General features: G+C 64.2%; 12 protein-coding genes. 4 read left to right on the forward strand and 8 right to left on the reverse strand.

Going from position 1 to position 14,089, the window contains the following annotated elements; translation table 11 throughout:
- Positions 1-118: 118 nt before the first annotated feature.
- From gcvA to ROR02_RS13935, 8 genes are all read right to left on the reverse strand, one after another.
- Positions 119-1,042, reverse strand: coding sequence for a transcriptional regulator GcvA (gcvA, locus tag ROR02_RS13900; RefSeq protein WP_147164646.1), 924 nt, complete (start codon positions 1,040-1,042; stop codon positions 119-121).
- A gap of 331 nt (positions 1,043-1,373) precedes the next feature.
- Complete coding sequence (gene cysE / locus ROR02_RS13905; protein WP_147164656.1) at positions 1,374-2,240, reverse strand: serine O-acetyltransferase; 867 nt, start codon at positions 2,238-2,240, stop codon at positions 1,374-1,376.
- A 75-nt stretch (positions 2,241-2,315) separates the two neighbouring features.
- A complete protein-coding gene (locus ROR02_RS13910) occupies positions 2,316-4,004 on the reverse strand; it encodes a family 2A encapsulin nanocompartment cargo protein cysteine desulfurase (RefSeq protein WP_147164647.1) in 1,689 nt (562 codons plus the stop codon).
- Positions 3,991-4,908, reverse strand: a complete 918-nt coding sequence (locus ROR02_RS13915) for a family 2A encapsulin nanocompartment shell protein (RefSeq protein ID WP_147164648.1) — start codon at positions 4,906-4,908, stop codon at positions 3,991-3,993. Before ROR02_RS13915 ends, ROR02_RS13910 begins: the two co-directional genes overlap by 14 nt.
- Before the next feature lie 379 nt (positions 4,909-5,287).
- Positions 5,288-6,685 (reverse strand): nitrogenase component 1, encoded by a 1,398-nt coding sequence (locus ROR02_RS13920; RefSeq protein ID WP_147164649.1) that lies wholly within the window; start codon positions 6,683-6,685, stop codon positions 5,288-5,290.
- 3 nt (positions 6,686-6,688) lie between these two features.
- Positions 6,689-8,218 carry a nitrogenase component 1 gene (locus tag ROR02_RS13925; RefSeq protein ID WP_147164650.1) on the reverse strand — a complete coding sequence of 510 codons (1,530 nt, stop codon included), beginning with the start codon at positions 8,216-8,218 and terminating at the stop codon, positions 6,689-6,691.
- Positions 8,219-8,225: 7 nt separating this feature from the next.
- Complete coding sequence (gene nifH, locus ROR02_RS13930; RefSeq protein ID WP_147164651.1) at positions 8,226-9,101, reverse strand: nitrogenase iron protein; 876 nt, start codon at positions 9,099-9,101, stop codon at positions 8,226-8,228.
- A gap of 18 nt (positions 9,102-9,119) precedes the next feature.
- The gene (locus ROR02_RS13935) at positions 9,120-10,028 is read right to left on the reverse strand and encodes a radical SAM protein (protein ID WP_147164652.1); all 909 of its coding nucleotides are present in this window, start codon (positions 10,026-10,028) and stop codon (positions 9,120-9,122) included.
- 413 nt (positions 10,029-10,441) lie between these two features.
- Between ROR02_RS13935 and ROR02_RS13940 the strand changes: the two genes are divergently transcribed.
- From ROR02_RS13940 to ROR02_RS13955, 4 genes are read left to right on the forward strand one after another with little or no spacing between them, the layout of a single operon-like run.
- Positions 10,442-11,224, forward strand: coding sequence for an ATP-binding cassette domain-containing protein (locus tag ROR02_RS13940; RefSeq protein ID WP_147164653.1), 783 nt, complete (start codon positions 10,442-10,444; stop codon positions 11,222-11,224).
- Positions 11,221-11,925: a GTP-binding protein gene (locus tag ROR02_RS13945; RefSeq protein ID WP_246135557.1), complete on the forward strand. Its 705-nt coding sequence runs from the start codon at positions 11,221-11,223 to the stop codon at positions 11,923-11,925. Before ROR02_RS13940 ends, ROR02_RS13945 begins: the two co-directional genes overlap by 4 nt.
- Before the next feature lie 6 nt (positions 11,926-11,931).
- Positions 11,932-13,125 carry a cysteine desulfurase family protein gene (locus tag ROR02_RS13950; RefSeq protein WP_147164654.1) on the forward strand — a complete coding sequence of 398 codons (1,194 nt, stop codon included), beginning with the start codon at positions 11,932-11,934 and terminating at the stop codon, positions 13,123-13,125.
- A 30-nt stretch (positions 13,126-13,155) separates the two neighbouring features.
- On the forward strand, positions 13,156-13,881 hold the full coding sequence (locus tag ROR02_RS13955) for a (Fe-S)-binding protein (RefSeq protein WP_147164655.1): 726 nt from the start codon (positions 13,156-13,158) through the stop codon (positions 13,879-13,881).
- The last annotated feature ends 208 nt before the right edge of the window (positions 13,882-14,089 follow it).

The raw sequence follows: 14,089 nt of genomic DNA on the forward strand, positions 1-14,089 counted from the left end.
CTCGGATTACTCTAGAGACTGCCCCGTTCATGTTCACACTGAAGCGGACAGCCCCCCGAATCCCTTTGCTTGATTTTGTCTTTTCGGGAAAAGCGGCGCCCTTTTTTCGGGTCTCGCCCTACGAGACTTCCTGGCGCAGCCAGTCCCGGAACGACCGCACGGGCGCGCGCGTCAAGGCCTGGGGCAAGGCGACAATCCAATAGGCGAACCGGGGCACGTGGTTTTCCGTGAACGGGCGGATCAGGCGCCCTCCTTCCAGATCATCCCGCGCCAGGAAGCCCTTGGCCAGGGCCACGCCAAGGCCCTGGACCGCGGCATCCAGCACCATCGAGGACTGGTTGAAATGAACCCCATTGTAGGTGACAAGATCGGAGCGGCCCGCGGCGGTCAGCCACAACGCCCAGTCGGGGCACGCCCCGCGTTCGACCGGATTGTCGTCGTGGATCAGGGTATGATTGCGCAGATCCGACAGGTCGCGAAGCGGCGTGGATCCCGCGAGCAGGCCAGGGGCGCACACCGGAAAGACTTCTTCCTCGCGCAGCAGTTCCACGGCCAGCCCGGGATACTGGCCGGCTCCAAAGCGGACCGCCAGATCCACCGGCTCGCGATGGAGATCCAGAAGGTCCATGCCCGCGATGACATGCACGTCAAGGTCGGGATGGGACTCGATGAACCCGCCAAGACGCGGCAACAGCCACTTGTCGGCAAACGACGGCGGAACGGCCACCCGGACCATGGTTCTTGGCGAACGGGCCTCGCGCATGGTGTTGACCGCCAGGACCAGGCGGTCGAATCCCTCGCTCAGCCCGGGGAGCAGAACTTCCCCGGCCGGAGTCAGGGCCACGCCACGCCCCTGGCGGCGCACCAGGGCACATCCCAGGGTTTCCTCTAGCTGGCGGATCTGCTGACTGACCGCCGCCGGGGTCACGAACAGTTCCTCGGCGGCCTGGGTCACGCTCAGGTACCGCGCGACCGCCTCGAAGGCCCGCAAGGCATTCAGGGGAGGCAGCCGCCGGCGCGATGATGGAGAAGAAAGGCCCATGGTGTCCTCGACTGAAATTGCAGGAAAATCAGGCGACGGTGTCGGGAGAACACGGGAAGACACCCTCCCGCGCCCTCCCCACGACACAAACCAGACGGGCCTGTGCGCAAAATGTCGGGACGCGAGGAGAGGGCAACGGGCATTTCACAAATCTCCATATAATCTATAGGGAAGATTTCAATCGACCCGCCTGCCCCCGTCAACAAAAAAACGGCCCCCCTCCCTCCAGAACCGGAAGGAAGGGGGGCCGGGACACGCCGGGGGGCGCCGGAATGAAACGTCGCGCCAGGACGAGAAGGAATCAGGCCGGATCCCACGATGCGAAGGGCGATCAGATGCAATAGGTGAACGACTCCATGAGCAGATCGTTGAGAATTTCCCCGTCGGGCGAGGAAGAGCGGGGGGCTTGGCCGATGACTTTGGCGGGAACGCCGGCAACGGTGGTCGCGGGGGCAACCGGACGCAGCACCACCGACCCGGCGGCGATGCGCGCTCCGGCGCCGACCTCGATGTTGCCCAGGATCTTGGCCCCGGCTCCGATCAGGACACCCTTGCGGATCTTGGGATGGCGGTCGCCGCTTTCCTTTCCGGTGCCCCCCAGCGTCACGTCTTGCAACAAGCACACGTCGTCCTCGACCACCGCCGTCTCGCCAACAACCAGTCCGGTGGCGTGGTCCAGGAAGACACCCCGGCCAAAACGGGCGGCGGGATGAATATCGGTCTGGAACACGTCGGACGACCGGCTTTGCAGGTAAAGCGCAAAGTCGCGTTCATCGTTGTGCCAGAGCCAATGGGCCAGGCGATGGGTCTGGATCGCGTGGAACCCCTTGAAATACAAGAAGGGCTCGATGAAGCGGACGCAGGCCGGATCACGTTCGACCACGGCGCTCATATCCGTGCGCAGGTCCTCGACAAGCGCGGGATTGTCCGCCATCGCCCGGTTGAAGGCGTCCACGATGATTCCCAACCCGACCACGTCGTTCTTCAGGCGCGCCGCGATGCGGTGGAAAGCCGCCGCCTCCAGGGACGGCTGGTTCATGATGGAGTCAACAAACAAGGGCGCGAGCATGGGGGCATGGGCATAGGCTTCCCGAGCCTCCTGACGCAAGCGCAGCCACAGGGCGTCGAGCGTCCCTTCGCTGGGCACGCCGTTGTCGGCCTGGGTTATGACGGTCAACCGGTCAAGGGCGCTGTTCAACATCGCTTTCCTCCCCAAGGGTCTGGTCGCGAACGCAAGGGAGAAGCCCGTGGGCAGCCCCCTGGCCTGAAGCGGTCAAGGCGCCGGCGCGGGCTGTCCCACCCGAAGGCGGCGCAAGGCCGCGGCCAGGGCATCCAGGTCGGACGGCGAGTTGTACAAGGCGAGCGAGGGCCGGACCGTCGCCTCCAGCCCGAAGCGGCGCAAGATGGGCTGGGCGCAATGGTGCCCGGCGCGCACCGCGATGCCCTCGCGATCCAAGGCACGTCCCACCTCCAGGGGGGGGATGTCGTCGAACACAAAGGACAGAACACCGGCCTTGTCGGATGCCGTGCCAATCAGCCTCAGGCCGGGAATGGCCCGCAGCAACGCGGTCCCGTAGTCAAGCAGGCCGTGTTCGTGGCGGGCGATGGCATCCATGCCGAGGGCCTCGACGTAATCGAGCGCCGCGCCCAGGCCGACCGCATCGGCAATGTTGCCCGTTCCCGCCTCGAAGCGGGCCGGCGGTGCCTGGTAAACGATCCGCTCGAAGGTGACGTCGGCGATCATGTTGCCGCCGGACTGCCAAGGCGCCATGGCCTCCAACACATCGCCGGTGCCGTACAACACCCCGATGCCGGTGGGACCGAACACCTTGTGCCCCGAGAACACATACCAGTCACATTTGATTTCCCGCACATCCACCGCCATGTGCGAAACGGCCTGGGCGCCGTCCACCAGCACCCGCGCCCCGACCCGGTGGGCCAGTGCCGTCATTTCCGCCACGGGAACCACGGTGCCCAGGGCGTTCGAGACCTGGGTCATGGCCACCAGCCGGGTGCGCGGCCCCAGCAGGGCACGGTAGATGTCAAGGCGCACCTGTCCGCTGTCGTCCACGGGCACCACCCGCAGCACCGCCCCGACGGCGTCGGCGAGACGTTTCCAGGGAACGATGTTGGCGTGATGCTCCAATTCCGTCACCACGATCTCGTCGCCGGCCCTGAGGGTGGCGCTGCCCCAGGTCTGGGCAACCAGATTGATGGCCTCGGTCGCGCCACGCACGAACACGATCTCGTCGACCGACGAGGCCCCCAGGAAGCGCCGGACCTTCTCGCGGGCGGCTTCATAGGCGTCGGTCGCCCGGGCCGCCAGGGTGTGGGCCGCCCGGTGAATATTCGAATTCTCGTGCGTGTAGAACGTGGAGAGGCGATCAATGACGCTTTGCGGCTTTTGCGTGGTCGCGGCGTTGTCCAGCCAGATCAACGGCCGGCCATGGATGGTCTCGGCCAGAATGGGAAAGTCCCGGCGCACGGTGGCCGCGTCCAGGACACTCCCGGGACGTCCCGTCGCCAGGTCGAACAAGGGAGAGCCAGGCGGCGGCACCGGACCGGCCGCCGGGAGCGGTTCCCTGGACCGTGCCGGATCGAACACTCCGGGACCCGGCATGCCCGATCCCGCATGGGGAAAACTCCCCTCCGGCAGGTCTGCCGGTGTTGCGGAAACGAGGGGGGCAAGCAAGGCCCGTAGGGCGGCCTCCTCGGGGTGTTCCTCGCCCGGGGAGGCATGGGGCGCGAGGGGAACGCGGCCCGGCATCCCATCGGCCGGGAAAAGGGGCGGCCCCGCCCCTTCCAGGAACCCGTAGGCGGGGGTTGTGCCGGGGTCGATGCTCACGCCCGGAGGAACCCCTGGAAGCGGGGCCGGCCGGGGAACCGTGGTCGGAGGAAGGGCCAGCCGGGCCAGGGCCGCCATGATCTCCGACGCGCCGGGGATCGGCTCAGTCGTAGACATGGTAGGTGTCCAGCTCCACGTTCTCCAGCACCCCGAGGGCGTCCTCGGTCAGAACGGCGAGCGAGCAGTAAAGAGAGATCAGGTAAGAGGCGATCGCCTTCCGGTTAATGCCCATGAAGCGCACGGACAGACCCATGCTCTGTTCCCCCGGCAGGTTCGGCTGGAACAGGCCGACCACTCCCTGGCGAGCCTGACCGGTGCGCAGCAGCAAGATCTTGCTGCGCTCGTTCTCGATGGGAACCTTGTTCGACGGAACAAGGGGCAGGCCCCGCCAGGTCAGGAACGGGGTGCCGAACAAGGTCACGATGACAGGCGGCACCCCCCGGCGGGTGCACTCGCGCCCAAACGCGGCGATGGTGCGCGGATGAGCCAGGAAGAACGCCGGCTGCTTCCAGACCCGCGCGATCAATTCGTCGAGATCATCGGGGGTCGGCGGACCCACGCGGGTTGAAAGGGTGTAGGCCGGATCCACGTTGGACAGCAGACCGTATTCGGGGTTGTTAATCAGCTCGTTTTCCTGACGCTCCTTGATCGCTTCGATCGAAAGGCGGAGCTGTTCAGCAATCTGATTGTGGGGGACCGAATAAAGATCCGAAACACGGGTATGAATATCCACGACGGTATTGACGGCGCTCAGCAGAATTTCGCGAGGATTTTCCTCGTAATCAACAAAGATCTCTGGCAGATCCCGTTCGTCCCTGCACGAACACTCCACCGTGACGGACCCCGGGTTCTTGACTTTATTGAGACGAAAAATGCCCGCCTCGACGGGAACCCACTCCAGGCACCGCACCAGCCAGCGCGGCGTGATGCTGCTCATTTGCGGCACCGTCTTGGTGGCATTGGCCAACTGACGCGCGGCACCGTCGCCAAGGGCGGAGGGATGGTCTAGAAGCTCGGTCATGATGAGGAAACCTCTTCACGGATCCCCCGTCGGGCGGAAGGCACCACGCGTTCCGCACGGGGGTGGCATGGGAGGAACCAAAGCCGTCCGACCCGGAATATCCCGGTCAAGTTGTCCTCTCCCGCCCCGACTATCCCGCGCCCCCCTGGTGATATCAATTTGGATTATCTACACAATCAGAGAGATTTGCTTACAAGTTTCGACTGATAACAAAAAGCCGTTCCCGTGAATGAAGAACATCGCGGGCAAGCACGAAAGCAGGCGGCGGGAACAGGGCCGCCCGCCGCCTGCCTTGCCCTTGTTGACGCCACCTCGTGTTGATCAAAGGCGATCAACGGCTCTCTTCGGCGGCGGATGCCCCCTTGACGGACACTGTTCGTCAGGCGCTGGCGCTGACCGTGGTGGTGTAGATTTTTTCCAGCAAGGTCAGGGCGCCCCGGAACCCGACGTAAGTGCGCGACAGCACCACTTCATAGGAGGCGGGGAAGCCGACCTCGACCAAGGCGGCCTTCAGGTCCTTGGCCACGTCGCGCTCCCAGGTGGTGCCAAACAAGATCGGGGCCTTGTGGCCAAACGAGGTTGCGCGCACATGCTGGTGGATCGTGTAACTGTCCTCCTCGAACAGCACCGGCGCGCCAACGTCGTCGGCCAGGGTGGCGAACTGGGCCTCGATCCCCGATCGGGTCTCTTCGGGCGGATTTTCGGTGACCACCTGCAAGGCCGGGATCAGGCCCAACTGGTTGACCAGAAACTTGGACAGGGCCAGGGCATAGGTGCTGTCGCCGATGACGGCGAATTTCGCCGGCAGGCCCCACCAGTATTCCGAATAAAAATCCGTGAAATACTCCATGTAGCTATAATAGATGCGCTCCTCCGCGGCGATGAAGGCATCGACCACGACCGGATCGAGACCGGCGAAGGCCGCGACCTCGCGCAGGAAGGAGGCGGTCTCGGCCGCGCCGATGGGCAGAACCGGGCGGTGCAAGAACGGCTGGTTGTAGACCTTTTCCAGGTGGCGCGCCGTCTCCAGGCCCAGCCATGGCGACAAAACCAGGTTGAACCCGGCTTTCGGGATGGCCTTCCATTCCGCTACCCCGGCACTTTCAGGGCCGAACAAGATGTTGACCTTCAACCCGATGCCTTCAAGCAGGCGCTTGATCTCGCTTAAATCCCCGCGCCAAAAGGTGTTGTGATATGGCAAAACGGACCAGACGTTGACCGTGCGCGGCTCCCGCGCCCCATCCCGGGCCGGGTCATACGAGGCCACGTACTGATCGATGATGGCCCGTGTCACCCGTTCGTGGCCAAGGAAGTTGTTGCCCCGAAACCCGCCGGTCTCGGCGAACACGATCGGCACCCCGCGCTTTTGGAAGGGCCCGACAACGGCACCGATGTCGTCCCCGACGAGGTCGGGAATGCAGCCCGTGAGCACGACGAAAAGATCGGCGTCCAGCACCTCCAGCGAGGCGTCGATCAGTTCTTCAAGACGCTCGGCGCCCCCGAACACCACCTCGCGCTCGGTCGCGTTGGTGCTGGGGGCCACCGCGCCGCCGCCATAGCCGCCCCCCTGGAACCCATTATAAAAGGCCACGTTCATGAACTGCTTGTCGGCGCACCCGGGGCCGCAGTGGGTGATGGGGATCGCGCGGGGAATGGCGGCGGCGGTATGCATCGCCCCGATGGAGCAAACCGACCGGACCTGTTCAATGGAGTTGGTCCGCTGGGGAACGGCCGGCTTGTGCGGGCGCGAGGCCAGCAAAACATCGGTTTCGGGCATCGGTCAGACTCCTTGCGCCGCGCGGGGGCGCGCCAGATCAAAAGGATCCCGGGCCAGCCAGCTGTCCTTGTAGGGAAGGCGGACGTGGCGGGCGATATCTTGGTGGAACTTGCGGTGGGCGAGGGAATCGAGAATGCTTTCCCCCAGATTGATCATTCCCTGATATCCGACCGCGATGTGTTCATCCCCCAGGGGAATGGCGGGAATGCCAAGCCGGGACGCCAGGGGGGCAAGCCCGTTATGCCGGATGATGATGAAGTCGGGAGACACCCGCTTCAGCAAACCGTAAAACTGATACTGCTGCCGGTTGCCGACGCTAAAGTGGGGCACGTCTCCGTAATGATCGATCAGGTGAGCCAGGGAATCCTGGCGGGGGTCCTGGCTGTCGTACACCGGGTCGTGATGGAAGACCAGCGAGCCATCGACTTCGACTCCCAGTTCGCGCAGAACCTGGATCAGGCCATGGGCATAGGCTGATCCGGTCGAAACGAACCCTTTGATCCCTTTTAATTTTTCACGCAAACGCTCCAGCTCGGGCTTTACCCGGGCATGCTCGCGGGCGATGTAGGCCTCGGCTTGTTCTTCGCGTCCCGTCACGCGGGCGATTTCGCGCAACCAGGCGTCCGTGCCGGCGAAGCCATAGGGCATGGGCGCCTTGACCTCGGGCACCCCGAATTCCTGTTCCAGGGCCGCCGCCATGTAGGTTGACAGCGTATAGCAAAACCCCACGGTTGCCGCCGCTTCCGACATCTGGGCCAGATCCTCGACGGTCGCGAGGTCCACCACGTAATTCACGCGCAAGCCCAGCTCGGCCAGCATGGGGGAAAAGATATCCGATCCCCACAGGTTGATGACGTTGACCAGGTCTTCTTGCTTGCGGGTCGGATTCCTGCGCACGATCTGGCGCAAGATGCCGTGCTGGGTCGCATCGAATCCGGTGCTCCAATGCTTGGACTTGAAGCCCTCGCAGTGCAGCGGGATCACGGGGATGGCGAACTCTTCCTCCAGCGCGCTGGCCACGCTTTCGATATCATCGCCGATGATGGCCGTGGCGCACGACGTGGCGATGAAAATCGCCTTGGGGGCGTGGCGCTCGAAGGCGTCGCGGATCGTGCGTTCCAACTTCTCCGCCCCGCCATACACCATGTCCCGCTCTTGCAGATTGGTGGTGATGAGGTGCAGATTTTCCACCGGCAGACCCCGAAGGGCGAGGCCGTTGCGGAAAATCGAGTTGTAGATCACCTGCCCGGCCCCGCAGCCGAGGGGCGAATGCTGAACCAGCACCGCGCCCCGGACATTGCCCGCCTGGCATTCCACCATCTGCTCGGAGCACACCGACCCTTGGCTAAAGGGGCTGCGCTGTTCGCACACGCGCCGGGCCTTGCCCTTGCCGCCGCCGCAACCGCCGCAGCCATCACCCCGGGCGTAGGCCGACTCCCTGGACAAGTCCGAAGCCTTGCCGTCCCAGGCAATGATGGTGCCCAGCCGCTGCTCGCGGCTTTCGACCACCGGGGTTTTCAGATTGATGCTCATCGTGTCCTCAGGAGACCAGGGCATGGGGATGGTAGGCGGCGTTCTCCTGGGCGATCAGGGTATCGGCCCACGAAGCCGACCAGTCGCGCAGGTCCTGGGCGTCGAGCGGGGTTGGCACCTTGGAATCGGTGTGCAGGGCGATGCGTTGCGCCAGGGCGCGGTAGATGTCGGCCTGCTCCGAGGTTGGCGCCGCTTCGATGGTTGTCTTGCCCTGCAACTCGGACTGGGTCACCGTCAGCGAGCGCGGCACGTACTGGACGATCTGGGTCTCGGTCCGGGCGACGAAGTCATCGATGATCCGACGCTGGAATTCGGTGTTGATCGAATTGGCGATCACCCCGCCCAGCAACGCACCGCCAGCGTTCGAGTACTTCTGAATCCCCTTGAACAGGTTGTTGGCGGCGTAAATCGCCATGAAATCAGAAGACGAGACGGTAAAGACATGCTGGGCAATGCCTTCGCGAATGGGAACCGCGAAACCACCGCACACCACATCGCCCAGCACGTCGAAAACCACGTAGTCCAGATCCAGCTCTTCAAAGATGTTCTGCTGGTTCATGAGCTCGACGGCGGTAATAATGCCCCGACCGGCGCACCCCACGCCGGGAGCCGGTCCCCCGGCTTCAACGCAGAAGATGCCGCCAAACCCCTCGAAAATCGCGTCGTGCGCATCGACCCGGGCATTGGCGCGCAACAGATCGAGAACCGACGGAATATACGTGCCGCCCCGCAAGGTGTTGGTGGAGTCGCTTTTGGGATCGCAGCCAAACTGCATCACGCGATACCCCGCCTCCGCCAGGGCCGCACTGATATTGGACGTGGTGGTGGATTTGCCGATACCACCCTTGCCATAGATGGCAATCTGCTTCAGTTCCTTGGTCATGATTCTGTAATCCTGGACTCATCCGTGAGAGAAGGTCTCGGCCTCGAAACGCCGGCCATACAGGCGATCGGCGATGTCGGAGATCCCGGGAATCCCGGCGGCATCGGCGCGGCACCGCTGGCAGTGTGAAAACACGCGGATAAACGCACCCGCCTGGAACCGGGCCTTGGCGATCTGGGCCGCCGAGGGGGGCAAGGTGCCGGCCAGGGCGTGCTGGGGGATCAGAGGAATAATGTTGAACAGTGAGGCGCCGGCGCTGGCCACGGCCTCGGCGATCGTTCCCATGTGAGCGTCGTTCAAGCCGGGGATAAGGACCGCGTTCACCTTGAGCGCGATGCCCCGGTCGGCGGCCCGCCGGATCCCTTCCATCTGGCTTGCGATGAGAATCTCGGCGGCGGTCCGGCCTTCCACCCGGCGTCCCCGCCAGACGATCCGCGGCGAAATCCGGGCCTGAATGTCGGGATCCACGGCGTTCACCGTCACCGTGATGGTTTGCACCCCCACCTCGATCAGCGACTCCAGGCGCTCGGGCAAGCGCAGTCCGTTGGTTGACAGGCAGTTGGTCAGGTGAGGAAACGCCGCGTGGATCAAGGCAAAGGTTTCCAGCGCATGGTCGGTTGCCAGCGGGTCGCCGGGGCCGGCGATTCCGGCCACCCCGATGTCCGGGCAGATCCGCAAGGCCCGCTCGGTCACCGCGAGCGCCTCGCTGGGGGTGAGAAGGCGACGGCTGACTCCGGGGCGATGATCGCGTCGATTGAAATCCCGGGCGCAGAATTCGCAGGCGATGTTGCACGACGGGCTGACCGGCAGGTGCAAACGTCCCGCTCGCGCGGTCCCGGCTCCGGCCGACCCAAAGCACGGATGCGCGCCGGAAGGTCGAGCGGCGGACGAGGACGAGGACGAAGCAAGAACAGCCAGGGAGGGCATACGCCGATTCCTTATGGTCCGGGGGCATGTGTCCGCCCCTGATGGAACGCGACAAATCCCTTTTGTCTATGGAGTGATGGTTCCACGCCCCGGCCACAGCGGTCAAATCAGGATTTCTTGGGGTAGAGTTTAGGTTTTCTTCAACCTGGCCACGCCTCGTCCTTTTTGGATCCGGCTTATTCTCCTCCAATGAAGAACCAGGTCATAACCATCTGATTAATAATAACATTATTGATCATCCCCTCCTCTCCATCCCGGGATCCCCGATCACGGAGGGTTCGAGCCGCCGGAATCGCGCCTCTAGATGGGGAAAAATGGCCGGCGAAAAAATATGAGTGGACAGATATAGTCTATCGAGTTACTAGAGTGAGTGGCCGGGGTTGATCCCGGCTCCAAGAGAGGGATGGACCATTATGGTTTCTCAAATCTCGATCATCGCCGGCCGCGGGCGCGACGGGCGATGCGACCGGATCGAACGCCTGGACCTGAACATGGGCGATGTTGTCAGCGTGGTCGGGCGTACCGGTTCGGGCAAAACGACCTTGATCAACGATATCGAGCTGTTCGCCGATGGGGACACGCCAACGGGCCGGCGTATTTTATTCGATGGTGTTCCCGCCGCCCCCGAGGATCGCGACGACCCGTCCCGCAATCCCATTGCGCTGATCACCCAACACACGACCTTTCTTTCCGATCTGCCCGTGACCGAGTTCCTGGTTACGCATGCTCGCATCCGGGCCCGTTCGCAGGCGGCGGCCCAGGCTTTGGTTGCTGAAACCCTGATGTTTGCCAATCAACTGACGGGCGAGCCGATCAATCCGGGCAGTCGCATGACCGAATTGTCGGGGGGACAGACGCGCGCTCTTCTGATCGCGGACGCCACCGTTATTTGCGATACCCCGATCGTCTTGCTTGACGAGGTTGAAAACGCCGGCATCAACCGCACCCGCGCCTTGGAGTTGCTGCGCCGTCACAAGCGGATTTTTATTTTTGTGACCCACGACCCTCGGATCGCCCTGTTGTCGGACCGGCGCATCGTCATGAGCGAAGGGCGGATCACCGACGTGCTTGAAACCGACGAGGAGGAGCAAGCCGTTGCCCCCGCCGTCACCCGTCTTGACGACATGCTGTCACACCTGCGCGAACGCTTGCGCGGTGGCTTGCGCGTCTCTCGCGCGGATCTGGAGGTGGCATGATGAAACTGGGAATTTTCGCGGGGCCCGCGACCACGGGCAAGACCGCCGTGATCCGCCACATCCTGACCCGCTTGCACAACCGGGGCCTGGCGGCGGCCTTCTTGAAGATCGATGTCCAGTTTGCCGAGGAAGACGAACAGCTGGCGGCCGAGTTCGGAATTCCCACCCGCAAGGTTTATTCAGGCGAGCTGTGCCCCGACCACTGTAACGTCATGGTGCTGGGGGATGCCCTGGCATGGGCCGAACGATCAAAGGCAGAGGTCTTACTGGTCGAAACCGCCGGCTTGTGCCTGCGCTGCTCCCCTTATGTGGACGGCGGACTGGGGGTGGTGGTGCTGGAAGCGACCTCGGGCATGAACCTTCCCCTTAAAGTCGGCCCCATGCTGTCGCTGGCGGACGTGGCCGTGGTGACCAAGATCGACCGCGTTTCCCAAGCCGAGCGCGAAGTGTTCCGCGCCCGCATCCAGGACGCGGCGCCCGAGGTTGCCGTGCGCGAGGTCAACGCCTTGCATGGGATCGGCATCGACCCCCTTGTCACCCGGCTTCTTAACTACCCCGACGTGTCAAAAAACATGCTTCTGCGCGGCAATCCGCCGGTTGGCACCTGCACCATCTGCGTGGGCAAGAAGGAAATCGGCTGGCAGGCCCACTTTGGCGTGGTGCGCTCGCTGGAAAACCAGAGTTTCTACCGCGGGGAGTAATTTCCCATGGCTGATCGTCCTCTTCTGCCCGATCTCGACCGGGCGGTCTATCTTGATCACGCGGCCACCACCCCCCTTGATCCCCGGGTGGCGCAGGTCCTGGCCGACAGTGCCCGCGACCTTTTCGGCAACCCGTCCAGCCTGCATGGCCCCGGCCGCCGGGCCCGGGAGGCCATCGACGGAGCCCGCGCCCAGGTGGCCCGGCTGGTGGGGAGCGAGCCCGACGAGGTGGTGTTCACCGCGAGCGGCACCGAGGCCGACAATCTTGCTCTTCTGGGGGTGATGGCCGCTCTCGGCCCCGGCTCCCACCACGTGATTACCAGCGTGATCGAGCATCCGGCGGTGCTTGCTCCCCTCGCCTTCTTGGAGCGTCAGGGGGTGCGCGTCACCCGCCTGTCCCCCGGTGCCGACGGGGTGATCGATCCCGACGCCCTGGCCCGCGCTTTCACGCCCCAGACCCGCTTGGTATCGGTGATGTCCGCCAACAACGTGACCGGGGTCATCCAGCCCCTGGCCGATCTGGCGGCGCTGACCCGCGACCACGGTGCCTTGTTCCATACCGATGCGGTGCAAGCGGTGGGCAAGATCCCCCTCGATCTCGGAACCGTCAAGGTTGATCTGCTGTCTCTGTCCGGCCACAAGCTGCACGGCCCCAAGGGGGTGGGCGCGCTGATCATACGCCGGGGGGTGAAGGTGCACCCCTTGGTTCTGGGCGGCGGGCAAGAACGGGGTTTGCGCTCGGCAACCGAGAACACCCCTGGTCTGGTCGCGTTGGGGGCCGCCGCCGAGATTGCCCGCGAGGAGGGAGCCGGGGAGGCGGTGCGCCTCGTTGCCCTGCGCGAGCGCTTGCTGGATGGCCTCAGCGCGGCGGTTCCCACCGTTTATGTGATCGGCGATCGCTGGCGGCGGTTGCCCGGGCACCTGTGCGTGGGGTTCGCCGGCCAGGAGGGCGAGGCCATTCGCGTGTTGCTGGCCCTTGATGAGGCAGGGATTGCCGCCTCGTCGGGCAGTGCGTGTTCGGCTCACCGCGCCGCCGAACCCTCGGCGGTCCTCACCGCCATGGGCTTTGACCCGATCCGCGCTCGCGGTGCCCTGCGTCTGACCTTGGGGCGTTTCACCACCGATGCCGACATCGACCGTCTGCTGGCCGTGCTGCCCGGGATTGTACGCGCCTTGCGTCCCCTGACCTCCCACGCCTGAGCGGTCCCTTCATTCATCAGGAGTTCCGTTATGACCAAGACCTTGGAAGCGCCGGCTTTGCCCGGCCTGGATTGTGGCGTGTGCGGCTATCGCACCTGTTCCGACCTGTCGGCGCGTCTGGACGAACGTCCTGACCTGCTGCGCCGGTGCATCCACCTGTCGCCCGAGCGTGCCCGCCCGACCACGGAGGCCCCCGCCTGCGCGGGGTGCGGCCCGGAAGGCGCGGCACGGGTGGCCGCATCCCTGGGCAGCGAGGAGGCCACCGCCAACGACAAGGACATCGATGAGCGGTGGCGTGATTCCCTGGGGCGCCCGTTTGATTTTTTCCTGGAGCACTTCCCCGAGGATCCGGGTCCGCGCGAGATCATCTTGCCGCATAACCCCCTCCTGACCCGGGAGCTGGATGTCCAGGTGGGCGATATCCTGATCGGTCGGCCGCTTGGCATGTCGTGCGGCTGCCCGATCACCCATTGCGGCGTGGCGGTCGAGGTTGATGCCCGCACCGGGGTGATCGTCTGGTGCGTGACGGGTCCCCTTGGCCCGCGGGCAAAGGGTTTCAAGGATCTCGGGTACTACATCGCGGAAGGGTACGAAGGGCTGATCACTGAATCCCGCCTGTCCTTGCACATCGGGATGCGCTACTACTTCCAGCCGCGCCTGTGCATGTTGCAGTGGCGGCATAGCGGCTTGATCAACTTCATCAACAACACACCGGAAGGGGCCCGGGTTCGCCTGGAAGGGCTCTGGATCGGGTAACGCCCTGAAGTCTGTCCGTTTCACGTTGAGGCGGACAGACTTTTAATCCTTTTGTTTGGCTTGGTCTTTTCGGAAAAAGCGATGCCCCCTTTTCCCTGACAAACTTTAAAGCGGTTCCCACCTTTCGGGGCCACTGTGGGGAGGTGGTCGGTTTGGAATACGGGGGAAGGTCAAGGCCCCCTCCCCCGCACCGTGCGTTTTGGGCACA

The organism is Pararhodospirillum oryzae (genome assembly GCF_007992075.1).
GTDB classification, from domain to species: Bacteria; Pseudomonadota; Alphaproteobacteria; order Rhodospirillales; family Rhodospirillaceae; genus Pararhodospirillum; species Pararhodospirillum oryzae.